General features: G+C 34.6%; 20 protein-coding genes. 14 read left to right on the top strand and 6 right to left on the bottom strand.

The annotated features are described in order from the left end of the window. The first annotated feature begins 20 nt into the window (after window positions 1-20). Both MHI00_RS11250 and MHI00_RS11245 read left to right on the top strand, forming a co-directional pair. On the top strand, window positions 21-1,451 hold the full coding sequence (locus MHI00_RS11250) for an MFS transporter (protein ID WP_010050252.1): 1,431 nt from the start codon (window positions 21-23) through the stop codon (window positions 1,449-1,451). Window positions 1,452-1,479: 28 nt separating this feature from the next. Then, a complete protein-coding gene (locus MHI00_RS11245; RefSeq protein WP_087115136.1) occupies window positions 1,480-2,352 on the top strand; it encodes a PhzF family phenazine biosynthesis protein in 873 nt (290 codons plus the stop codon). Window positions 2,353-2,402: 50 nt separating this feature from the next. Here MHI00_RS11245 and MHI00_RS11240 read toward each other — a convergent pair whose 3' ends face one another. The 3 genes from MHI00_RS11240 to MHI00_RS11230 form a co-directional block, all read right to left on the bottom strand. After that, window positions 2,403-3,293 (bottom strand): helix-turn-helix transcriptional regulator, encoded by an 891-nt coding sequence (locus MHI00_RS11240; RefSeq protein WP_287429969.1) that lies wholly within the window; start codon window positions 3,291-3,293, stop codon window positions 2,403-2,405. Window positions 3,294-3,409: 116 nt separating this feature from the next. Then, a complete protein-coding gene (locus MHI00_RS11235; RefSeq protein ID WP_087115138.1) occupies window positions 3,410-4,318 on the bottom strand; it encodes a helix-turn-helix domain-containing protein in 909 nt (302 codons plus the stop codon). A gap of 318 nt (window positions 4,319-4,636) precedes the next feature. After that, window positions 4,637-5,548: a helix-turn-helix domain-containing protein gene (locus tag MHI00_RS11230; RefSeq protein WP_087115140.1), complete on the bottom strand. Its 912-nt coding sequence runs from the start codon at window positions 5,546-5,548 to the stop codon at window positions 4,637-4,639. A 399-nt stretch (window positions 5,549-5,947) separates the two neighbouring features. Between MHI00_RS11230 and MHI00_RS11225 the strand changes: the two genes are divergently transcribed. From MHI00_RS11225 to MHI00_RS11185, 9 genes are all read left to right on the top strand, one after another. Then, window positions 5,948-7,606 (top strand): putative polysaccharide biosynthesis protein, encoded by a 1,659-nt coding sequence (locus tag MHI00_RS11225; protein WP_010050257.1) that lies wholly within the window; start codon window positions 5,948-5,950, stop codon window positions 7,604-7,606. Between the two features lie 586 nt (window positions 7,607-8,192). Further along, a complete protein-coding gene (locus tag MHI00_RS11220; RefSeq protein WP_341113695.1) occupies window positions 8,193-9,092 on the top strand; it encodes a trans-sulfuration enzyme family protein in 900 nt (299 codons plus the stop codon). A gap of 41 nt (window positions 9,093-9,133) precedes the next feature. Continuing rightward, complete coding sequence (locus MHI00_RS11215) at window positions 9,134-9,334, top strand: PLP-dependent transferase (RefSeq protein ID WP_445662553.1); 201 nt, start codon at window positions 9,134-9,136, stop codon at window positions 9,332-9,334. A gap of 32 nt (window positions 9,335-9,366) precedes the next feature. Continuing rightward, window positions 9,367-10,179, top strand: a complete 813-nt coding sequence (locus MHI00_RS11210) for a transporter substrate-binding domain-containing protein (RefSeq protein ID WP_081039757.1) — start codon at window positions 9,367-9,369, stop codon at window positions 10,177-10,179. Between the two features lie 43 nt (window positions 10,180-10,222). Next, window positions 10,223-10,888 carry an amino acid ABC transporter permease gene (locus tag MHI00_RS11205; protein ID WP_057001505.1) on the top strand — a complete coding sequence of 222 codons (666 nt, stop codon included), beginning with the start codon at window positions 10,223-10,225 and terminating at the stop codon, window positions 10,886-10,888. A 10-nt stretch (window positions 10,889-10,898) separates the two neighbouring features. Further along, window positions 10,899-11,642 (top strand): amino acid ABC transporter ATP-binding protein, encoded by a 744-nt coding sequence (locus MHI00_RS11200; RefSeq protein WP_056999923.1) that lies wholly within the window; start codon window positions 10,899-10,901, stop codon window positions 11,640-11,642. Between the two features lie 24 nt (window positions 11,643-11,666). Beyond that, window positions 11,667-13,952 carry a 5-methyltetrahydropteroyltriglutamate--homocysteine S-methyltransferase gene (gene metE / locus MHI00_RS11195; protein ID WP_287429983.1) on the top strand — a complete coding sequence of 762 codons (2,286 nt, stop codon included), beginning with the start codon at window positions 11,667-11,669 and terminating at the stop codon, window positions 13,950-13,952. Window positions 13,953-13,991: 39 nt separating this feature from the next. Continuing rightward, a complete protein-coding gene (locus MHI00_RS11190) occupies window positions 13,992-15,866 on the top strand; it encodes a bifunctional homocysteine S-methyltransferase/methylenetetrahydrofolate reductase (protein ID WP_341113687.1) in 1,875 nt (624 codons plus the stop codon). A 427-nt stretch (window positions 15,867-16,293) separates the two neighbouring features. Beyond that, complete coding sequence (locus MHI00_RS11185) at window positions 16,294-17,025, top strand: pseudouridine synthase (protein WP_341113686.1); 732 nt, start codon at window positions 16,294-16,296, stop codon at window positions 17,023-17,025. A 45-nt stretch (window positions 17,026-17,070) separates the two neighbouring features. Here MHI00_RS11185 and MHI00_RS11180 read toward each other — a convergent pair whose 3' ends face one another. Then, window positions 17,071-17,907: an NAD(P)H-hydrate dehydratase gene (locus MHI00_RS11180; protein WP_341113684.1), complete on the bottom strand. Its 837-nt coding sequence runs from the start codon at window positions 17,905-17,907 to the stop codon at window positions 17,071-17,073. Between the two features lie 307 nt (window positions 17,908-18,214). Between MHI00_RS11180 and pepV the strand changes: the two genes are divergently transcribed. Continuing rightward, window positions 18,215-19,615, top strand: a complete 1,401-nt coding sequence (pepV, locus tag MHI00_RS11175; RefSeq protein ID WP_135054557.1) for a dipeptidase PepV — start codon at window positions 18,215-18,217, stop codon at window positions 19,613-19,615. Between the two features lie 66 nt (window positions 19,616-19,681). On the opposite strand, the gene MHI00_RS11170 is transcribed toward pepV, so the two are convergent. After that, on the bottom strand, window positions 19,682-20,863 hold the full coding sequence (locus tag MHI00_RS11170; protein WP_341113680.1) for an iron-containing alcohol dehydrogenase: 1,182 nt from the start codon (window positions 20,861-20,863) through the stop codon (window positions 19,682-19,684). 78 nt (window positions 20,864-20,941) lie between these two features. Then, window positions 20,942-21,613, bottom strand: a complete 672-nt coding sequence (locus MHI00_RS11165; protein ID WP_010054099.1) for an MgtC/SapB family protein — start codon at window positions 21,611-21,613, stop codon at window positions 20,942-20,944. Between the two features lie 164 nt (window positions 21,614-21,777). Here MHI00_RS11165 and MHI00_RS11160 point away from each other — a divergent pair, with 164 nt between their 5' ends. Then, a complete protein-coding gene (locus MHI00_RS11160; protein WP_341113678.1) occupies window positions 21,778-22,665 on the top strand; it encodes an NAD-dependent epimerase/dehydratase family protein in 888 nt (295 codons plus the stop codon). A gap of 15 nt (window positions 22,666-22,680) precedes the next feature. Continuing rightward, a complete protein-coding gene (locus MHI00_RS11155) occupies window positions 22,681-23,538 on the top strand; it encodes a methyltransferase domain-containing protein (protein ID WP_010054102.1) in 858 nt (285 codons plus the stop codon). Window positions 23,539-23,593: the final 55 nt, after the last annotated feature.

Below are 23,593 nucleotides of genomic sequence, written 5' to 3'. Positions count from 1 at the left end.
AATTGAAAGGGGTAAGAAAGATGGGAAATGTGATTCAAAGTTATCAAATGGACCCAAAAGTCCAAAAAAATAGATGGTTAATCTTAGTTGCAGTCGGTTTATTTACATTTATGTCGACATTAGACGGAAGCATTGTTAACATAGCAATTCCAGTGATTTCAGAGCGATTAGGAGTACCTATGAATCAATCAGAATGGATTGTTTCAGTATACTTAATGACCGTTTGTATTCTCATTTTACTATTTGGTAAGATTGGGGATTTGATTGGCAAGATTAAAGTTTTTCGGTGGGGAACGTTTATTTTTGTTTTAGGTTCTTTACTGTGTGGGATTGAGATTAATTTAGGCTTTTTATTAGTGGCAAGAATCATTCAAGCGATTGGAGCGAGTATGACGATGTCAGCTAATTATGGGATTATTACAGAGATTTTCCCTATCAAGGAACGTGGCAAAGCGTTAGGATTAATGGGTTCATTTGTTTCGCTAGGTAGTATTGCTGGCCCTGGAATCGGTGGAATCTTATTAGCGCATTTTGACTGGTCATCCATTTTTTTAATTAATGTACCAGTAGGATTAATTACTATTTTTATGGGTATGAAAATATTGCCAAAAGATTTATTTTTAAAAGAGGAAAAAATTGATTATGCAGGATTTTTAGCATTTGCTTTATTTATTGGAACATTATTTATCGGTATTTTTATTGGTCAAGAAATCGGTTTTCTTCATGGTATAGTAATAGGGATGTTTAGTATCGCTGTGATTAGTTTTATTGCCTTTATCCGAATTGAAAATAAGGTAGAAAAGCCACTTGTTCATTTTGGTTTGTTTAAGAATAGTTTATTTTCAATTAGTCTACTGTGTGCTTTTTTAATTTTTGTCACCAATTTTTTCTTTAATGTTATGATGCCTTTTTATTTACAAGGAACCTTGAGTTTACCACCTAGCCAAGCTGGTTTATTATTGATGGTTTTCCCAATGGTTATGGTCATTGCAGCTCCAATTAGTGGGAGCTTATCAGATAAAATTGGAGCAGAAATTTTAACATTTATTGGTTTGGCAGTATTAACGCTCGTTCAATTAGCCTATATATTTATTGGAGTAGATACCAATCTCATTTGGTTTGCTGTCTTAACTGGCTTGATGGGCTTAGGAAGTGCCTTATTCCAATCACCAAACAATGCGATTGTGATGTCATCAGTCCCTAAAGATCAATTAGGGATTGCAGGGAGTATGAATTCATTAGCTCGTAATTTAGGGATGGTTTTTGGAATTTCCTTTGCTACAACAATTTTATATTGGGCAATGAGTTCAAAAGCTGGATTCAAGGTAACGACATACCTAGCAGATCAACCTCAGTTGTTCGTTTATGGCATGCACGTTACATTTACCGTATCGTTTGCTATTTGTTTATTTGCTACTTGTTTGACAGGTTATCGCTTATTAAAAAAATAAAGCCGATTTTTTGAGGGAGGATGAGTCTGTGAAGAAAATTAAAGTGGGACATTACCAAGCTTTTAGTCAGGTACCTAATGAGGGAAATCCGGCGGGAGTTGTTTTTGGAGCAGAGGAATTGTCTGTTAAAGAGATGCAAAAAATTGCTCAGACTGTAGGATTTAATGAGACAGTATTTGTGTTGGCATCTGAACAAGCAGATTATCGTTTGCGTTATTTTACTCCGGGTCATGAAATCGACTTATGTGGACACGGAACGATGGCAGCTACGTATGGAATTTGTCAAAACTACGGAGTACAAGAAGAATTCCATTTTGAAACAAACGTAGGTCAAATAAAAGTTGAGTATCATATAGCATCAGGAAAAATAAAAATGGAACAAGCAGATGCAAAATTTAAACCATTTACTGGAAATGTAAAAGCACTGTGTGGTGCTATAGGAATAGAGGTTACAGAGCTAGATGACCGGTATCCAATAGAATATGGGAATACCGGAATTTGGACATTGTTGCTACCCATAAAAAAATTAGATAGCTTTAAGAGGATGCAACCACAGAACCAACTATTTTCTAAAATATTAACAGAAATTCCGACAGCTTCCATTCATCCATTTTCATTGGAAGCATACGGTGAGCGGGTTAATTTACATGGTCGTCACTTTTCCAGCAGTTTTTCAGGTACTGTAGAAGATCCAGTGACAGGAACAGCCTCGGGAGTCATGGGAGCATACTATTTAAAGGAAATTGCAAAAGTACCTATAGTTGAGTTGGCGATTGAACAGGGCCATGAAATGAGCAGGCCAGGTGAGGTTTCTGTAATGGCAAAGCAGCTAGGGAATAAGATTGAAGTTGCAATTTCAGGAGTTGCTTGTTTTGTTGAAGAGTTGGAAGTTGAATATTAGAAGATACGGAAAAACAGAGTTGGACTAGAGTGCCTAGTCCAACTCTGTTTTTATCTATATTTGTATTCTTGGATATCATATTTTTCTAAGTCACTTTTTATTACATTAATAGCATGCTGATTTTTAAGAATATCAGCTATCACTAAAGCATAAAGATAGTATTTTTCTGCTTCATGTGTTTTTTGCAATTTCATTAGATTAAAGCCTTTTTCATAGAGCAAGTATTCTAAATAATAAGTTAAATCTTCATCTTGTAATAATTGTATTCCTAGGCTACAGAGATTGACAGCCTTATTATATTCACCTATTTTAGAATAATGGATAGCAGTATTATAATAAACTTTTGAAAGTTCGGGACTAGTACTAATAGTGTCAAGAGTAGGTAAAAGCTCATCTAATTGTGCTAAAGATTTTTCAAAATATGTCTTTGCTTTGTCATCTTCATCTGCTATATCATAAGCAATGCCAATACCATTAGTTGAAGAAACATCTATATAATCAAGAGGCTTTCCTGTTTCAATTGTGAGGGCTTGATTGAAACAATAAATAGCATCTGAGATGTTTTCGTAAGCAATCAAGCCAGATATTCCCTTAAAATAGTAGTATTGTTTTTTTTCGTAAGTAGATTCTAACTGATGAAAATCAACACTGCTAGTCAGTAATGTATATGCATCTTTATGATTTTTAGCACATAATTTTCTAACTTTTTTGAAAATCTGATTGTAGCCATTTGGATTACCCAAAGTATATTCATAAATTTCATTGAATTCAATTTTTAATCGATCTGTAATTTGTAATAGGATAGAGGTTGTAGGTAAACTGCCTTTATTTTCTAAATTACTAATAGTTGCTTGCGTGCAAATATCCTTTGCAAGTTCAGCTTGAGTAAGTTTTTCAGCTAAGCGCTTTTTTTTAATTGCATCTCCAATTTTTATAGTCATGCCGTTCTCCTTTTTAAATATTTTTTTGAATTTTATTTATAACAAAAACACCGTCGAAGTCAAAATAAATAATCTTGATTAACCGGTGCTTTTTATTTGCAAATGATTATTATCGTCTATTTACTAATTTTTTCTCGATATTTATATTCTTGGATATCATATCGTTCTAAATCATTTTTGATAATGCTAAGAAGATAGTCATTCTTATGGATATCTGCAATGACTAAGGCATATAAATAAATTTTTTCAGCCTCTTTATTTTTCCCCAATTTCATTAGGTTAAAACCTTTTTCGTAAAGAAGATGTTCTAAATAATAAGTAAGGTCTTCATTTTGAAGTAATTGTATTCCTAAACTGCAAAGATTAACAGCTTTATTATATTCTCCTATTTTTGAATAAAATTTTGCAGTATTATAATATATTTTTGGAATTTCTGGACTATTACTAATGGTATCAATAATCGTTAGAAGTTCATCTAATTGTTCCAATGATTTTTCATAATAAGTTAGGGCTTTATCATCTTCATTTGCAATATCATAAGCAATACCAATTCCATTAGTTGCAGAAACATCTAAAAAATCAAGTGTATTTCCTGCTTCGCTGGCTAGAGCTTGGTTGAAGTAATAAATAGCATCTGAAGCATTTTTATATGCAATTAGTCCAGAAATACCCATAAAATAGTAGAATTGTTTAATATCATAAATAGTATCTAATTTCCTGAAATCAATAGAAGTAATAAGTAAATCATGTGCTTCTTTGTGATGTTGCGTACTGCATAAAGTTCTAACTTTTTTTAAAATATGATTGTATCCATTTTGATTATTTAGAGAGTACTCATAAATTTCATTAAATTCAATCTTTAATCTGTCAGTAACTTTTAATAAAATCGTTGTTGTTGGCAAGCTCCCTTTATTTTCTAAATTACTGATAGTAGCTTGTGTGCAGATATCTTCAGCTAACTCAGATTGAGTAAGACCTTGAAGTAATCTTTTTTCTTTAATTATTTTCCCAATTTGTGTAGTCATACTATATCCTTTCCTTTATACATTTTTATATTCTTGATTAATCATACAATATTTTGTATGATTAATACAGTATTATCTGAGTAAAAAAATAATTGAAGGAGGAAACAAAATGTCTATAGAAGAAAGCTGTTTATTAATATTGATTAACCAGTCTCCAATTATTTCCACGTTTGGTAATGCAGAGCATGCGTAATTAATTTATGAGTGAGTAATTGAAAATATTTATTTAGAAGATAAGTCAACTTTTTAGTCTTTTTATTTCCAATTTTTAACCATACTTTAGAGTTAGTTTAATATAGATTAGAGTTAAGCTATGTTTTAGCTCAACTCTAATCTTCTATTTACATCCACATTTTGTATATTATATAACTTAACATCACTTATAACTACATCCACGATATGTTGGTTTTTTTTGATATCAGCTAGAATTAAAGCGTACAAGTAGTATTTTTCTGCTTCATATGTTTTTTTTATTTGCAATAAATTAAAACCTTTTTCGTAGAATAAAAATTCTAGATAATAAGTTAAATTTTCATTTTGTAATACTTTGATTCCTAATGTACATAATTCTATCGCTGTAGTATAGTCTTCAATTTTAGAATAAAATTTAGCCGTATTGAAGTAAACCTTAGCAATTTCAATTTTATCTTTGATGGTCTCAATAAATAGTGGTAATTTATTTAACTGTGTAATTGACTGTTGGTAATAGTTTAACGCTTTATCATCCTCATTGTTTATATCATAAGCAATCGCAATTCCGTTTAATGCAGATATATCTAAGTAATCTGTATTTTCCTTTGATTTTTTAGCTAAAGCTTGGTTGAAATAATAAATACCATCCGAAATTTTATCATATCCAATCATTCCAGTGATGCCTATATAGTAATAGTATCTTTTTATATCGAAAATAGACTCCAACTGATCAAATTGAATATTGGTTTTTATTAAATCATAGGCTTCTTTGTGTCTTTGTACTCTGCATAGTTCTTGAACTTCTCTAAAAATATGTCCATGATCACTTGATTTTCCTGATGTATAGGCATAAACTTCACTAAACTCCATACCTAGCCGATCAATGATTTTTAATAGAATCGAAATTGTTGGTAAACTACCTTTATTTTCTAGATTACTAATGGATGCTTGTGTACATATATCAGCGGCTAACTCTTCTTGTGTCAATTTATTCGCTAAGCGCTTTCTTTTTATTATATCCCCTATTTGTGTGTTCATGGTGTAATCCCTTCCTTTAGTTTATTTTAATCCTTATACTAAGGATACAACATTTGTCTCTATTAATATAGTAGTTATTTTTATACGATCAAATTATTTGAATAGATATGCGATAAATAATTTTAAAGGAAATTGAATCAAGCAAATTAGTACGTAACAGATTTAGTCTTAAAAAATGTAAAAAAAGAAAAAAATAACGATTATATTATGTGAAATGCGAAATTTAACGAATTAAAATATAACTTTACCAGAATATTAACCATTAATAATAACGCAATAATCTTGATGTACTGTTAAATTTTTGTTAAATGTCTCACGAAATCTTTGAGAAGTGATTGCAACCCCATCAATTAACAAGTAAAATAGATAAAGACAATATAAGATGAGGGTAGGTTTAATATGATGCCAAATTCTCCAATTAATCTGGAAGAAGCAGCAGTAGAAGAGCAAAGTGCTCAAGAGAAAATGATTCGTGGATCAGCTTGGATGACAGGTGGTAGTATTTTTTCACGTGTCTTAGGTGCTATTTATATTATTCCTTGGATGGCATGGATGGGAAGTGCAGCAACAGGGAAGGCTGCTAATGGATTATACGCGTTAGGTTACACACCTTACGCTTTATTTTTAACAATCGCAACAGCCGGAGTTCCTTCAGCAATTGCTAAACAAGTCTCCTATTATAACGCGTTAGGGGAATACAATACAGGTAGGAAATTATTTAAAAAAGGCATGGGCTTAATGGTCGTTACCGGGGTCGTTTGCTTTTTGATTATGTATTTATTAGCGCCAGTCATTGGCGTGGGGGAGCCGGATCAGATTCAAGTTATCCGTTCTCTAAGTTGGGCGTTATTAATTATTCCTGGAATGAGCTTGATTCGTGGCTTCTTTCAAGGATATCAAGAAATGGCTCCATCAGCGATTTCTCAATTAATTGAACAAATTGCGCGTATTATTTTTATGCTAGCATCTGTTTACTTAATTATGCAAGTGTTTAATGGTCAAATGGTGACGGCTGTCACGGCTTCAACTTTTGCTGCTTTTATTGGAGCACTCTTTAGTTTACTGGCTTTAGGCTATTATTGGTTAAAGCAAAAGCCCAGAATGGATGCCTTAGCTGCAACAAGTTTAGATAAAATTGATGTTTCAACAAATGAAATTTTAGTTGAAATGATTAAAGAAGCCATTCCATTTGTAATTATTGGTTCTGGAATTACCTTCTTTCAGTTGATTGATCAATATACTTTTGAACGAATTGTTATTGCTACAACGAACACAACGGCAGTTCTAGCCAGAGAGATGTTTGCGGTGTTTGCTTTTAACGCCAATAAATTGATTATGATTACTATTTCGATTGCTGTTTCAATGGCAGTGACGGCGATTCCTTTAATTACAGAAGCATTTACCAAAAACTTAATTAAAGAAGTTCGGAAACAAGTTTCAACAAATATTCAACTGTTCTGTTTTGTGATGTTTCCAGCAGCAATTGGGATGGCAGCAGTTGCAGAACCTTTATATACGGTATTTTACCAACATAGTGATTTAGGAACAACGATTCTACAAATTTCTTGTTATATGAGTATTATTTTAGGTTTGTATACAGTTTTATCGGCGATTCTTCAATCGATGAATCAAAATAAGTATGCTATTTTTTGTTTGGTAGTTGGAGTGCTTGTTAAGGCCGCTGTTCAATATCCATTAGTAAAAATGTTCCAAGCAGAAGGTGCTTTATATGCTACAATTTTTGGTTTTAGTGTTTCTTCCTTGATGCTGTTATGGACATTGCGTAGATTAACTCGCTTTAATGTTCGCTTTATTTTTAAGCGAATTTTATTGATTACTTTGATGACACTTTTGATGGCTGTTGTGACTATTTTAGTTCGAGAACTTTGTTATCTATTTGTTAGCCCAATGAGTCGTGAATGGGCTTTAGTGGTGACTATCGTTTCAGCAATTGCTGGTGGGTTTTCATATCTTTATCTTTCTTTGAAAACTCGTTTAGCCGATCGTTTATTAGGTGCTAAAGTTGCTGGAATACGTCGCCGTTTACGAATTAAATAAAAAACTACATTCTATAATCAAAACCCACTTATGAAACTCCAATTCGGATTTCAGTAAGTGGGTTTTTTATTAATATTTATTTCAAATAAACATAAAGTCTAGCGTAATGATAGGAATAATTGATTTAAAATGAATTCGTTAATCTTAAAAAATAAAAATTAAAGTTGACAAGATTAGAAAACTCTGTTAAATTTAATTCAAATCTAATTTAATTCTAATTTTAAAACAACTTTGAAGAGAAGAGTATGTTTGCGCAGAAGTTTTACAGAGAGTCCCGTTAGCTGAAAAAGGACAATGGATGCAGAACAGAAGATGGTCTCTGAGTGGATTGGGTGAGCTGATTGTTTACTATCAGTAAGGTCAAAACGGGAGCGCCCGTTATAGCGCCAGAGTATGCAAAATCTGTAGTGATTTTAAGTACTTGGTAAGGCGAAAATAGTGATATTTTCGTAAAACAAGGTGGTACCACGTTGGTTTATACAGATAAACTCCCGTCCTTGAATCATGCATAGTGCATGTATTCAAGGACGTTTTTTTGTTTATAAGAAAAATGTTTGTTCATTAAAATAAAAGGAGGGTCAAAATAATGAAAATAGAATCGTTAATTGTTCAAGGAATTCCAGCTAAAAATAATGAAAATGGAGCCATTGTTCCACCTATTTATCTAGCCTCCACTTATGTACAACCATCGATTGAAGAGCATCAAACTTATGCGTATGGACGTGGTGGGAATCCTACTAGAAATGCATTGGAGGAATTAATCAGCAAAATTGAAGGTGTCGATTATGGTTTTGCTTTTGCTTCTGGGATGGCAGCAACGACGACTGCGTTTAATTTATTCAAATCAGGAGATAAAATTTTAGTGAACAGCAATGTGTATGGGGGAACCTATCGCTATTTAGACACTGTTTTTCAGCAACAAGAATTAAGCTATGAATTAGTTGATGACTTTAACTTATTGTCAGAAGAGGATATAGATACAACGGTTAAAGCTTTATTTATTGAAACGCCGTCTAATCCTTTGTTGCAAGTGACAGATATTCAAAGGTTGGCAGCTATTGCCCATCAAAAAGGAATATTAATTATTGTAGACAACACCTTTGCTACACCTTATTTACAGAAACCTTTTGAATTAGGAGCTGATATTGTTTTATACTCAGCAACGAAATATTTAAGTGGGCATGCTGATGTTATTGCAGGTTTACTTACTGTCGCTGATAGTGGATTGGCAGCTAGAATCAAACATCTACAAAATACATTGGGAAATATTTTAAGTCCTTTTGACTCTTATAGCCTAATTCGTGGCATTAAAACGTTAAGTGTGCGAATGGATCGTCAAGAAGCGAATACAGTTAAAATTCTAGCTTTTCTAAAAGAACATGAAGCTATTGCTAGATTAAATTATCCGGGATCAGCTTCTCCAGAAGAAGCTGCTATTCAGAAAAAAAAACACGTGGAAACGGTTCGGTCTTTTCAATTGAATTGACCGAGGAGTATAACCCGTTAAAATTTGTGGAGGAACTGGATTTGTTTGATTTAGCCGTTAGTTTAGGCGGAGTAGAAAGCTTAGTATGCCATCCTAGCACAATGACCCATGAATCCTACGCAATTGAATTACAAGAAAAAATTGGGATTAGCGCTGGATTGTTTCGTTTTGCAATTGGAATTGAGCATGTAGATGATTTAATTAATGACTTAGCACAAGCATTGGATCTGGCTAAGAAGTAGTTTGCAGAATGAATAAAATTGGGGGAAATGAAATGAAAAAAAATAAAATTGTGTGGTTAATCAGTTTTTTACTAGTGGGTATTTTTGTTTTAATTGGATGTGGCCAGTCAGAAAAAGCAGCAGATAATCAAGAAAATGTTGATAGTTTAGCCGCTATAAAAAAGGCGGGCACGTTAAAGGTAGGTATTGAAGGAACCTTTCCACCATTTAATTTTCATGATGAAAAAGATCAGTTAAAAGGGTTTGAAGTGGAATTAGCAGAAGCCGTTGCTAAAAAAATTGGGGTTAAGGCTGAGTTTGTTGAAACAAAATGGGACTCTTTGATTGCTGGGTTAGATGTAAATAAATATGATGTTGTCTTTAATAATGTTTCGGTGACAGAAGAACGACAGAAAAAATATGATTTTACGAATCCCTATGCATATTCACATGCTACTTTGGCTGTTAAGGAAGATTCAGAAATTAAGACATTAGCTGATTTGAAAGGGAAAAAAAGCGCTCAAACAGTTTCAAGTAACTATGCTCAAGATGCTGAAAAATTAGGTGCCGAAGTCGTACCAACTGATGGATTTGCTCAGTCAATTGAACTAGTTCTAGGGAATAGGGCGGATGGGACAGTGAATGATGATGTGACGTTCTTCTATTATCAGAAGGAAAAGCCAGAGAACAAAATTCGCTTGATTGATGAAGCTATTGCTACGAGTGAAATTGCTGCAATTACAAATAAAAATAATCCTGAATTAACCAAAGCTATCGATGGTGCTTTAGCTGAATTGAAAAAAGAAGGAATCACAAGTAAACTCTCAATTACTTACTTTGGGAAAGATATTACAGAAAATAAGTAACTGAAAATAGAGGTTAGAATTCGAAGAACAGGAGGAACTTTTTGTGAGTGAGACGATTGAATTACTAGTAACTTCTTTTTGGCCAATTTTAAAAGCTGGATTACTGATTACAATTCCGCTGACTTTGATTGCATTTACATTAGGTCTACTCATTGCAGTTGTAACAGCATTAGTTCGATTATCAAAGTTACGTGTATTAAAATTTTTCTTTGCTGGTTATGTTTGGATTTTTCGAGGCACGCCACTTTTAGTTCAATTATTTATTGTCTTTTTCGGATTACCAAAAGCGGGTATTGAATTTAGTGCATGGGCTGCGGCCATTATTACATTCTCTTTAAACGTGGGTGCATATAGCTCAGAATCTATTCGCTCGGCTATTTTAGCAATTCCGAGAGGCCAATGGGAAGCAGCGTATTCGATTGGCATGTCAAAAGGAATGGTACTTTGGCGAATTATTGCTCCACAAGCTTTACGAATTAGTGTTCCACCTTTATCCAATACGTTTATTGGTTTAGTCAAAGATACCTCCTTAGCTTCTAGTATTACAATTGTTGAAATGTTTATGGTAGGGCAACAAATTGCCTCAAGAACGTACGAACCGTTATTGTTGTATTCTTTAGTTGCTGCTATCTATTTAGTTTTTTGTACATTTTTAACTGTTTTACAAGGGAAATTAGAGATTGCTACGTCAAAGCATATTCGGAAATAGGTGATAAAACATGTTGCAAGTAAAGCAAATCAGTAAAAAATTTAATGAACAGTTAGCACTGAAGGAGATTAATTTAAGTTTTGAAACAGGAAGCACAACGGTAATTGTAGGTCCATCAGGTTCAGGAAAGTCGACTTTATTACGATGTCTTAATTTGCTAGAAATTCCTGAAAATGGAACGTTATCTTTAGGTGCTAGTTATTTTGATTTTACAAAGGAATTAAAGCAAAAGGATGTCTTAGCTTTGCGACGAAAAACTGGAATGGTCTTTCAAGGTTTCCATTTATTCCCGCATTTAACGATTTTAAAAAATGTAATGGAAGGGCCTGTCTATGTTCGAAAGGAGTCTAAAGTCACAGCTGAAAACAAAGCCAGAGCGTTATTAAAGAAAGTTGGTTTGGCAGAAAAAGTTGATCGTTATCCAGATGAATTGTCGGGAGGACAACAACAAAGAGCCGCGATTGCGAGAGCACTTGCAATGAATCCCGAATTTTTATTGTTTGATGAGCCGACTAGCGCGCTTGATCCAGAATTAGAAGCAGAAGTATTAAGTGTCTTACGTGGCTTAGTTGAGGAAGGAAATTCTTTGATTATTGTCACTCATAACTTAGCCTTTGCAAGGGAAGTTGCCGATCGAATTTTATTTTTAGAAAATGGAGAAATTCTTTTTGAAGGAACACCAGAACTATTTTTCCAAGGATCGGGATCGAAACGAATTGAGGGATTTATTTCAGCTATGCTACCTAATAAATAAAAATAGAAAAGGAATGGTGAAACAATGACTAAAGTAAAAAGTTCAAATTTAGGGTATCCACGTCTGGGAGAGAAGCGCGAGTGGAAACGTGCACTAGAAAAATTTTGGAATGGTCAATTAACTGAAGCGGAATTAGTAGCGACAACTAAAAAAATTCGTTTAGCGGCTTTAGAGAAGCAAAAAAAACAAGGGATTGATTTGATTCCTGTGGCTGATTTTTCTTTGTATGATCATATTTTAGATACAAGTATTGCTTTTAATGTGATTCCCCAACGTTTTCAAAAAGAAGCCGTAAATGAGAGCAAATTAACGACTTATTTTAAATTAGCTCGTGGGAGCAAAGCAGGTGTAGCATCAGAAATGACTAAATGGTTTAATACCAATTATCACTATATTGTTCCTGAATTGGAGCATGCACAGCCAGAATTAAAAGAGAACTTAGCTTTAACTTATTATTTAGAAGCTAAAGAGGAGTTAGGTATTGAAGGGAAACCTGTTATTGTAGGACCTATTACGTACTTGAAACTAGGTAAAGGCTATCAAGCAAAAGAATTTCCACTTTTATTAAAAAAATTCATTCCACTTTATCAGCAATTATTAAAAGAACTTGAAGCTGCCGGAGTAGAATGGGTGCAGATTGATGAGCCCTATTTAGCAACGGGAGAGGCTAAAGCTGATATTGAACTTTATCGAAAGACCTACCAAGATTTAAAAAAAGCCGCACCAAATTTGAAAATCGAGTTGCAAACTTATTTTGAAAGTGTAGATGCTTATGAAGCGGTTGTCACTCTTCCAGTAGAGGCTATTGGTTTAGATTTTATTCATGATCATGGCGAAACGTTAGCAGCGATTGAAAAAAATGGCTTCCCGGAAGATAAAATCTTAGCTGCCGGAATTATTGATGGACGTAATGTATGGGCAAGTAATTTAGCCGAGAAATTAGAGTTAATTAAGCAGCTGTTAAAACAAGTTGCACCAGAACGATTATGGCTCCAACCATCTAATAGTTTATTGCATGTCCCGATTACGAAAAAAAGTGAAAAAGAGTTAGATCCAGTTTTACTAGGTGGATTAGCTTTTGCAGATGAAAAATTAATCGAACTAACTTTATTAACCAAAGCTGTTAACAATGGTAGAGAAAGTATCTCAAAAGAATTAGCTGAAAATCAAAGGAATAACGAGGCTTTAAATCATTCTTCTCAGCGAAATAATCCAGCGGTTAAGGAGGCTATTCTTAATTTAGAAAAATTAAAGGTTGAGCGAAAAGCGCCATTTTCTGAACGAATTAAGGTACAAAAGGACTGGTTAAATTTACCGATTTTGCCAACGACGACAATTGGAAGTTTCCCTCAGTCACCTGAAGTTCGTAAAAAACGAGCAGAATGGTTGAGAGGGGATTTATCAAAAACTGATTATGAAGGCTATATTAATCAAGAGATAGCTCGTTGGATTAAAATTCAAGAGGAGCTAGACTTAGACGTTTTGGTTCATGGGGAATTTGAGCGCACTGATATGGTTGAATACTTTGGTCAAAAACTAGCTGGTTTTCAAGCGACAAAATTTGGATGGGTTCAATCTTATGGATCAAGAGCGGTTCGTCCGCCATTAATTTATGGAGATGTTGCTTTTATTGAACCGATTACTGTTAAAGAAAGTGTCTATGCTCAATCTCTGACTAAACGTCCAGTTAAAGGGATGTTGACAGCTCCAGTAACGATTATTAATTGGTCTTTTGTACGAGACGATGTTCCAAAAGCCACAGTTGGAAATCAAATCGGGTTAGCTTTGCGAAAAGAAGTTGAAGCCCTTGAAGCAGCAGGAATTAAAATTATTCAAGTGGATGAACCGGCTTTAAGAGAAGGATTGCCATTGAAGCGTGAAAGATGGAAAGCTTATCTAGATGCAGCCGTATATTCTTTTAAATTAACGACTACTTCGGTAGCCAATGATACGCAAATTCATACACATATGTGTTATGCAGAATTTGATGATGTAATCGAAACGATTGATGCGCTAGATGCAGATGTGATTTCAATTGAAGCTTCGAGAAGTCATGGTGAAATTATTTCGACTTTTGAAAAAAATACCTATGACAAGGAAATCGGATTAGGTGTATATGATATTCATAGTCCGCGAGTTCCAAGTGTTGAAGAAATTCTAGTAAATATTAGACGTCCGTTAAAGGTAATTCCAATTGATCAATTTTGGATCAATCCTGATTGCGGTTTAAAAACGAGAAAAGAGCCAGAAACAATTGAAGCCTTGAAAAAAATGGTTGAGGCAACAAAAATTATTCGAGCAAGCTATTAGAAGGAATAGGTAGCTGAAAGGAGAAAGTAGGCGATTGGATTGGGATTAAAAGAAGTTTTAGGGACTAAATTATTGATTGCTGATGGAGCAATGGGCACATTACTTTATCAATATGGTATTGATCGCTCTCATGAAGAATTAAATTGTTCTCATCCAGAAGCTATTTTGAAAATTCATCAAGATTACCTTGCAGCTGGTGCAGATATTATTCAAACGAATACCTATGGAGCCAATTATATTAAATTGGCTCGGTATGGTTTAGAAGATCAAGTTCAGAAAATTAATCGAGCTGGAATTACCCTAGCCAAAGAAGCGCGAGGGGATAAAGAAGCGTTTATTTTAGGGACGATTGGTGGTATCTATGGAGCAGTTGATACAAAAATACATGATCCTGGTATGGAAGAAATTAGTCGTAGTTTTAAGGAGCAATTGTATTGTTTATTATTAGGTGGTGTTGATGGTATTTTATTAGAAACATACTATGATTTAAATGAGCTGAAAACGGTTCTAGCAATTGCAAGAGAAGCTACGGATATTCCCATTATTGCAAATGTATCCATTCACGAAGTTGGTATATTAGCAAATGGACAGTCATTAGCAACAGCTTTAGAGGAACTAGCTGATTTGGGTGCAAATGTTGTCGGGACGAATTGCTTATTAGGTCCACATTTTATGGCTCAATCTTTTGAATCAGTGCCTTTAATTCCTGGGAAAGTTTTAGCGGCTTATCCTAATGCTAGCTTTCCTACAATGGAGAATGGACGGATTGTTTATCAAAAAGAAACAGACTATTTTAAATTATTTGGTGAATTATTTCGAAAAGAGGGAGTGGGTTTAATTGGTGGCTGTTGCGGTACAACTCCAGAACACATTGCAGCTTATCGCGAAGGTTTAACTACGTTAGATTTAGTTGCTCAAAAAAAGGTGAAAGCTTTAACCACATACAGGTTTCAAGCTAAACAAGAAACGGGAAAAGAGCGATTACTAGATAAAGTTCAAAGAGAGTTTACAGTATTGGTTGAATTAGATCCGCCGCGTACTTTTAATACAACTGCTTTTTTTAAAGGTGCTGCTCGTTTGAAAGAAGTTGGGGTTGATGCGATTACATTATCCGATAATTCTTTAGCTAGCGCACGTATTAGCAATATGGCTTTAAGTGCAATGTTAAAATATGAGTATGATATCCAGCCTTTGGTTCATTTGACAACTAGGGACCATAATTTAATCGGATTGAATTCGCAGATTATGGGTTTTCATAAGTTAGGTATTCAAGATGTTCTGGCGGTAACGGGTGACCCAGCTAAAGTTGGTGATTTTCCTGGCGCATCTTCAGTATTTGATGTAAGTTCTTTTGAATTAATCAAGTTAATAAAAAATTTCAATCAAGGAATTGCTTATACAGGGAAGAATTTACGAGAGAAAACTAATTTTCAAGTAGCAGCCGCATTTAATCCAAATATTCCTCGGTTAGAAAAAGCTGGACGCCTTTTGAAAAAGAAACAAGAAGCTGGTGCAGATTATTTCATCACACAACCGATTTTTGATAGTGAAAAAGTCAAGATATTAAAAGAAGTGATGAAAACTGCAGGAGTTACTATTCCAATATTTATTGGGGTCATTCCCTTGGTTTCAAGTCGGAATGCAGAATTTCTACACAATGAAGTTCCAGGAATCCTATTGACTGATGAAACAAGAGAACGAATGAGGATGGCTGAAGAAGAAGGACGAGGTTTAGAGGTTGGTATGACAATTGCTAAAGAATTAATTGATGAAATTTGTCAGGAATTTAATGGAATTTATTTAATGACTCCATTTATGAATTATGAAATTTCAGCAGAATTATGTGAGTATATTCAAGCTAAAAAACAGCAAGAAAAAAGTATTTGTTCATGTGGTCAAGTTCATAGTCAGTGATTTATCTAACTTTTTGAACCAACTCTTCGAGAAAAAGATAAAAATTCGAGGTGGAAAAAAGCGCCACATCAATTTTTCCTATTTTCTTGCCAAGTCCAGCTTTTTTGAGTTAGCCTCTCGGAAGAAAGATGAAATTTCGAGGTGACAAAAAACGTCACATCGAATTTCCCTATTCTTCATTCGAGCCTGAGCGAACTCAACAAACTTTTGATAGAGTTACCCGGTTCAACAAGCTTTTTATTTAGGCTAGCTTTTTTGAACCAACTCTTCGAGAAAAAGATAAAAATTCGAGGTGGCAAAAAACGCCACATCAATTTTTCCTATTTTTTTGTCAGAGCTGAACGGTTCAACAAGCTTTTTATTGAATATTGAAATCTAGCTATTTTTTCTCTATACTAGTAGAGAAGAAAGAGTTGGAGGGGAAAACGTGCGTTTAGATAAGTTTTTAGCTCATACAGGTTTTGGTACGAGAAAGTCAGTTAAAAGTATCATTAAAGCGAAGCAAGTCAGGATAAATGATAAAATCGCTAAGGATGGAAAAGAGCAAGTTAAACCAGAAGTAGATCAGGTTTTTGTTTTAGACGAAAAGGTCCACTATCAAGAGTTTATTTATTTAATGCTCCATAAACCTCAGGGAGTTGTAAGTGCGACTATTGATAATGTTCATCCTACAGTGATTAGTTTACTGGGTCCTAATGAACAACTTTTCGACCCGTTTCCAGTCGGTCGTTTAGATAAAGATACTGAGGGTTTATTGTTGGTAACGAACGATGGTACTTTAGCCCACAACTTATTATCGCCTAAAAAGCATGTGGCAAAATGCTATCAGGCTACAATTCAGGGGATTGTGACAAAAGAAGACCAAGTTGAATTTGAAAAAGGACTAACATTAAATGATGGATTTCTCTGCCAGCCAGCGGAGTTGGACATTTTAGAAGTAGATGAAAGCCAGAAAATTTCTCAAATTCAAGTGACGATTCATGAAGGCAAATTCCATCAAGTCAAGCGTATGTTTGAGGCAGTGGATAAAAAAGTTACTTATTTAAAACGTCTGTCAATGGGCCCAATTCGATTAGATGAAAGGTTGGACTTAGGAGAATATCGAGCTTTGACAGAAGCTGAAATGGATTTGTTACAAGGGATACAAAAGGAAAATTAAAAGAAGAGGAAAGAAATCAGATATCTGATTTCTTTCCTCTTCTTTTTAAAAGTCAAATTTTGTAGCAAAATCTTTCATGGTTTTTGGTATTAGTTGAATAATTTGAGTAGGCAAGGTTACGTAGTGAGTTTTAGCCAATTGATCGGCAATATAGCTATGCAGAAAAACAGAAGCCAAGACTGCTGTTTTGTGATTTGGAAATTGTGCTAAAAATCCTGCTAACATTCCTGTTAGAGCATCTCCCATTCCTCCCGTAGCCATTGCTGGATTTCCAGCAGTATTTTGCCAAACTTCATCTTCAAAATAAATTTCTGAATGGTGTTTTTTCAGAACCACTGTTGCATTCAATTGTTTTCTAAAGTGAGCATTTAAGTCTTTTGTTTGTTCTTCGGGTTTTAGTTTACTTAGTCTTTGCCATTCGCCCAAATGAGGAGTGTAGACAGTTTTAGCTTTTGGCGTTTTTAAGTTTTCTTGCGCCATTAAGGTAATAGCCGATCCATCAATCACAATTTGTTGGTGGCTAGAGGCAGTTGCTAAGACTGTTTTCAAGATATCTAATGCTTCTTTTTCTAAGCCCAGTCCAGGTCCAATTACAATTACATCTGATTTTTTTATTTGATTGATCAATTTTTCAGAGTGATATGCATTTAGAACCATTGCTTCAGGCAATCGTCCATGAAGTGCTGCATGATTATTGGGATGAGTAGCTACAGTAACTAAACCTGCTCCGCTATAGACTGCCCCGCTGGCTGCAATCATAATTGCTCCGCCCATTTCTTCATTTCCACCAATCAAAAGGACACGACCATAATTTGTTTTGTAACTTTCATTTTTTCGTTTAGGTAAAATACCTTGTACAATGTTTTGATCTAATTTTTGCATAACTAACGCCTCCGATTGTAATAAAAAGCTCGTTGAGCCGGGTAGCTCTATCAAAAGTTTGTTGAGTTGGCTTAAAAGAGCTAGCCTAATAGAGTGTTGAGAGTGTTTATTTCTCTTTTAAGTAGATTGAGAGAATTCTCTATACTGTATCTATTATAGAATGAAATAAACCAATTTGCACGAGGAGTTCGTTAAAATTGAAAATAAATTTATTTCTCAGACTAAAAATACAGATAAGCATGGTAAAATAGCCCGAAAATTGATATGATTAGGATGTTGAAATTCAGAAATAGAGGAGTGTTTGTAAATGGGAATCGATTGGAAAAAAGAAGTAGAAGCCCGCAAAGACGATATGTTTGCTGACTTATTTACACTGCTAAAAATTGATAGCGTCAGAGATGATAGCAAAGCGACAGAGGATGCTCCTGTAGGGCCAGGTCCTAAAGAAGCTTTATTGAAGTTCTTAGAAATTGGTGAACGTGATGGTTTTATTACTAAAAACGTTGGCAATTTAGCTGGACATATTGAATATGGAAGTGGTTCTGAGACGTTAGGTGTTTTTGCCCACGTTGACGTTGTTCCGGTTGGGACAGGTTGGACACATGACCCATTTGATCCAATTGTTAAAGATGGTCGAATTTATGCTCGCGGTTCAAGTGATGATAAAGGACCTGGCATGGCTGGGTATTATGCGCTTAAAATAATTAAAGAGTTAGGTTTACCTGTTTCTAAAAGAGTTCGTTTTATTATTGGAACAGATGAAGAGAGTGGCTGGAAGTGTATGGACCACTATTTATCGGTTGAAGAAAAACCTGATTTTGGTTTCTCACCAGACGCTGAGTTTCCAATTATTAACGGTGAAAAAGGAATTCTATCTGTCTATTTAAATTTTAAAGGCGATAATCAAGGAGCAGCGAATGAACTAGTTCGTTTTGATGCTGGTTTACGTGAAAATATGGTTCCTCAAGATGCATCTGCTGTAGTAATCAGCGATGAAGCTGAAAAAATGAAGTCAGATTTCTTTGATTTTGTTGAACAACATCCTATTTCTGGAACGTGTGAAGTAGCTGATAATCAAGTGACGTTTACTGTTGTAGGTAAAGGCGCTCATGGAATGGAGCCGCGTGGTGGAATTAATGCAGCAACATTCTTAGCGACTTTCTTGACTCGTTATGCATTTGGTGGCGATGCTAAAAATTATTTAGCAGTAACTGCTAAGTATTTACATGATGATTCTCGTGCACATAAATTAGCTTTAAATTACGTAGATGATGTGATGGGTGATTTGACAATGAATCCAGGAGTGTTTACATTTACTCCAGAAAAAGGAGGACAAATTGTCTTAAACTTCCGCTTCCCTCAAGGCGTAACTGTTGAAGGGATTGAGAGTTCACTGACCAACCAATTAGCAGACTATGGGATTACATTAAGCCGTGGAAAAGCCCAACTGCCTCACTATGTACCTGCGGATGATCCAATGGTAAAAGTTTTATTAGATGTTTATGAAAAACATACAGGCGAAAAAGGTGCAGAGAAAACAATTGGTGGAGGCACATATGGACGTTTATTAGAACGTGGTGTTGCCTATGGAGCAATGTTCCCTAATAGCATTGATACCATGCATCAAACAGACGAGTTTATGGCGATTGATGACTTAGTGAATGCAACAATTATTTACGCAGATGCTATGTACGAATTGATTAAATAGAGCAATAAATATTAAAAAGGAAGATGGAAGGATAATTATCCTTTCTCATCTTCCTTTTTTTCTATTTTATAGAGCGTTTTGGTAAATTTTACGACTGATTTCTAATGTTTGGTCTTGTCTTTCTGAAAGTTTACTTAAACCGTGTTTATCTAATTGGTCAACTAAAATATCCACTACCTCAGCATCTAAATCATAGTCATTAAAATGAGTCGGAGCTCCTAAACTTTCGAAAAATTCACGTGTTTTATTGATAGCTAAAGTTGCTTTTTCCTCATCTGTACCATCAGTAATCAACCAAACGCGTTCTGCATATTGAACGAGCTTATCTAATTTTTCAGTTTTACGTATTTCTAATAAAGAAGGCAAGACAATTGCTAACGTCCGGGCATGATCAATATGGTAAAGTGCTGTAATCTCGTGGCCGAGACTGTGTGAAGCCCAGTCTTGTGGCACGCCAGGCGAAAGAATACCATTTAAAGCATTGGTTGCAGTCCACATAAAGTTTGCTCTTAGGTTGTAATCGTGATTGGTTTCATCAATTACTTTTGGTCCAATTTCAATTAAGGTTTGCAATAAGCCTTCCGCAAAACGGTCTTGAACCATTGCACCAACTGGATATGTCATATATTGCTCCATTATATGGACAAAAGAATCAATTACACCATTAGCAAGTTGACGTTTTGGAAGAGTGTAGGTTAACTCAGGATCTAAAATAGAGAATTGTGGGAATGTCACTGGACTTCCAAAGCCAAGCTTGGCTTTTTTTTCAACAAAAGTGACAACACCACCACTATTCATTTCTGAACCAGTTGCTGGTAAGGTTAAAATAGATCCAAAAGGTAGAGCTTTTGTGATTGGCAACTTGTCGCCAATACCTGCTCCAAAAATATGAATTGGATCACGATCAAATAAAGCGCCAGCTGCGATAAACTTTGTGCCATCAATAACAGAACCGCCACCAACAGCTAAAAGATAATCATAACCATCACGTTTAACTAGTTCAACAGCTTTCATCAAAGTTTCATAGGTAGGGTTCGCTTCAATTCCGCCAAATTCACCAATTTGATAGCCAGCTAAAGCTGCTTTGACTTTATCAAGAGTTCCAAAACGCACTACGCTTCCGCCGCCGTATAAAAGTAAAACTTTTTTATCTTTAGGTACCAAAGTGGCTAATTCTTCGATTCGATTTTTACCAAAGATTATTTTTGTGGGGTTGTAGTAATTAAAATTTGCAATTTCTGTATTCATTTGACACCATCCTTTTTATAAAAATAGTATACCATAAGAATCCTTAAAATCTCATCGATAGAGCTTGACCATTCCCTACTAGTTTATTTTTTCTACAGTAATATGGGGAATTTCTTGCAGTGCTTCGACTAGCTCCATTTCTTCAGTAGAATTTTTAGTGCGAATGCTAAAATAAATATGATATACTTTGGTTTCTTCGAAAATTTCACGTTTTGATTCAAAATTTTGATAGACTTTTTGTTTTTCTTTTAATAATCCAGTAACTAAAGGAATAGATTCAGCTTTTGTTGTAGAAAGTGTTAGAGTTGTTGTATGATAGTCAATTTTTCGGAAAAAAATGGCAGAAAACTCAAAGCCAATAATAGTTAAAATAGTAGCACCGATGCTGACAATATACATCCCACCACCGACAGCCAAACCAATGCCAGATGTTGCCCAAATTCCAGCAGCACTTGTCAACCCAACGACGTTTTGTTTTTGAATAATAATCATACCCGCACCGATAAACCCGATTCCACTAACAACTTGTGCTGCGACGCGACTTACGTCTAAAGAAAAACCAGGTGTCCCAACAACGTCACTAAAACCATGTTGAGAGATAATCATTAAAAGGGCACTTCCTAAACAAACTAGAGAGTGCGTTCGGATGCCAGCTTCTTTCGCTCTAAACTCTCGATCAAAGCCAATAATACCACCTAATAGACCAGCCAAGGCTAAACGTGATAAAAATAAAATATTCATGTTATCCATAATTAATCATCCTTTATTTTTTGTATAACTATAGTGTAACATAGATAGAGCTGTTTTTTCGACTAGTTTAATGGTGCATAGGGGAAGGATTAGTGCTAAAATATAGGATGAAAGTACTGGAGAAAACTGATAAAATTAAAAAGCTAAAAAGGGTGTGAATGATGATGAAAAAGATTTTAGTTTTTGGTGGAAATCGCTTTTTTGGACAAAAGACTGTACAAGCTTTAATTCAAAAAGGCTATTTGGTAACGATAGCGAATCGTGGATTACGATCCGATGATTTTGGTGATAACGTTAACCGCATAAAGGTAGATCGCACAGATCCAACGAGTAGTGGCTGGCAAGAAATTAGTCAGAGCTATTGGGATGTGGTAATTGATAATATTTGCTATACAAAAGAAGAAGCGCAAATTGCGATTGATTATTTAACTGGGAAAGTTGGACAATATATTTTCACTTCCTCATTATCAGTATATGAAGGGGAACAAATTGGCTTTAGTGAGACTGATTTTAGACCAGACACCTTCATAATTGATCCTGCTAGTGAACTGAATTATTCTGAAGGGAAGCGTCAAGCTGAAGCTACCTTTGTAGCAGCAAGTGATTTTCCAGTGGCTATTTTACGAATTCCTATTGTGTTAGATGATGACGATTATACTGAACGACTGCATTATTATATTCGGAAAATAAGAAATGAAGAGACGATTTTAGTTCGTGATTTATCGGCACAAATGAGTTTTATCAAAGGAAGCGAAGTGGCTAAAGTGATACTTTGGTTAATCGACATAAATTTCAAAGGGATTATTAATGCAAGTTCAAAAGAAATCATCTCGATGAATGAGTTAATGAATTGGGTTGAAGAAGTGGTTAAGGTTGAGCCATTAGTGATTGAATCAGACCAAGATGAAAATCAGTCGCCATTTAGTGTTGAAAAAGATTGGTATCTTGATTGCCAAAAAATGAGTGAATTAGGGTATCCATTACCAGATTTAAGTTCATGGCTAGTTCCTTTAATAAGAAGATTAAATGAAAAAATGGCAATGAATGCATAGAAAGAAGGCAGAATTTTGAAAAAAATTGATCAAGGAATTGATTTTTTAACAAATTGGAAACAGCTGTTTCAATGTCCAGTTTGTCAAAGTAGGTTTGATGAAATCAAAGGGACTAGTTTTAATTGTGAGAATGGTCATAGTTTTGATGTGTCAAAAAAGGGGACTCTTTATTTTTTAACAGGGAGTGCTAAAAATGAATATGATAAAGAGATGCTTAGTCCACGTTTTTCAATTGCGCAAGCAGGTTTATTTAATCCTCTATTGGAACAAATTTATCCGTTAATTAATACAGATTCAAAAGAAATTAAAACATTGTTAGATGTAGGGTGTGGAGAAGGCTCACAATTAGATTATTTAACTCAATTGGGTCTAGAGGGGCCGAAAATAGGTTTTGATATTTCTAAAGATGCCATCCAATTGGCAAGTACACATTTTTCTAGTGCTTTTTGGTGTGTCGCAGATTTGGCTAAATCGCCTTTTGCATCTAAGCAATATGATACAATTCTAAATATTTTTTCTCCATCTAATTATCAAGAATTTAAACGCTTGTTAAAAAATGATGGAAAGGTTATTAAGGTTGTGCCAAATACAGACTATTTAATTGAGCTGAGAAAACTTTTTTATCAAGATCAAGAAGCAAAACAGAGCTATCAAAATGACGCAGTTGTGAACAAATTTAGCCAACATTTCTCAAAGGTTACTGTGGAACAGTGTCGTTATAGCTTTGATTTAACGCCAGAATTATTCTCAGATTTAATGAAAATGACTCCTTTAGCATGGGGAGCAAGTCAAGCAGCAAAGGATTTTGCCTTAAAAAATCCCTTGAAAAAAGTGACAGTTGATGTAAGTATTTTAATTGGTATGAGTGAGTAGTCAAATGTGGATGAAATGTGAACAAGAAATAGATGGATAACGCTTACAATAGGTT

It is taken from the genome of Carnobacterium sp. FSL E2-0243, assembly GCF_038003605.1.
Classification (GTDB): domain Bacteria; phylum Bacillota; class Bacilli; order Lactobacillales; family Carnobacteriaceae; genus Carnobacterium; species Carnobacterium maltaromaticum.
The sequence above is the reverse complement of the archived record's forward strand: the minus strand, read 5'-3'. Positions and strand labels throughout refer to the sequence as shown.

Bases quoted from the DNA above. Each gene is read 5' to 3' on its own strand.
- MHI00_RS11250 (WP_010050252.1), top strand. From the start codon at position 21: ATGGGAAATGTGATTCAAAGTTATCAAATGGACCCAAAAGTCCAAAAA.
- MHI00_RS11240 (WP_287429969.1), bottom strand. From the start codon at position 3,293: ATGACTATAAAAATTGGAGATGCAATTAAAAAAAAGCGCTTAGCTGAA.
- MHI00_RS11235 (WP_087115138.1), bottom strand. From the start codon at position 4,318: ATGACTACACAAATTGGGAAAATAATTAAAGAAAAAAGATTACTTCAA.
- MHI00_RS11230 (WP_087115140.1), bottom strand. From the start codon at position 5,548: ATGAACACACAAATAGGGGATATAATAAAAAGAAAGCGCTTAGCGAAT.
- MHI00_RS11225 (WP_010050257.1), top strand. From the start codon at position 5,948: ATGATGCCAAATTCTCCAATTAATCTGGAAGAAGCAGCAGTAGAAGAG.
- MHI00_RS11220 (WP_341113695.1), top strand. From the start codon at position 8,193: ATGAAAATAGAATCGTTAATTGTTCAAGGAATTCCAGCTAAAAATAAT.
- MHI00_RS11210 (WP_081039757.1), top strand. From the start codon at position 9,367: ATGAAAAAAAATAAAATTGTGTGGTTAATCAGTTTTTTACTAGTGGGT.
- MHI00_RS11200 (WP_056999923.1), top strand. From the start codon at position 10,899: ATGTTGCAAGTAAAGCAAATCAGTAAAAAATTTAATGAACAGTTAGCA.
- metE (WP_287429983.1), top strand. From the start codon at position 11,667: ATGACTAAAGTAAAAAGTTCAAATTTAGGGTATCCACGTCTGGGAGAG.
- MHI00_RS11180 (WP_341113684.1), bottom strand. From the start codon at position 17,907: ATGCAAAAATTAGATCAAAACATTGTACAAGGTATTTTACCTAAACGA.
- pepV (WP_135054557.1), top strand. From the start codon at position 18,215: ATGGGAATCGATTGGAAAAAAGAAGTAGAAGCCCGCAAAGACGATATG.
- MHI00_RS11170 (WP_341113680.1), bottom strand. From the start codon at position 20,863: ATGAATACAGAAATTGCAAATTTTAATTACTACAACCCCACAAAAATA.
- MHI00_RS11165 (WP_010054099.1), bottom strand. From the start codon at position 21,613: ATGGATAACATGAATATTTTATTTTTATCACGTTTAGCCTTGGCTGGT.
- MHI00_RS11160 (WP_341113678.1), top strand. From the start codon at position 21,778: ATGAAAAAGATTTTAGTTTTTGGTGGAAATCGCTTTTTTGGACAAAAG.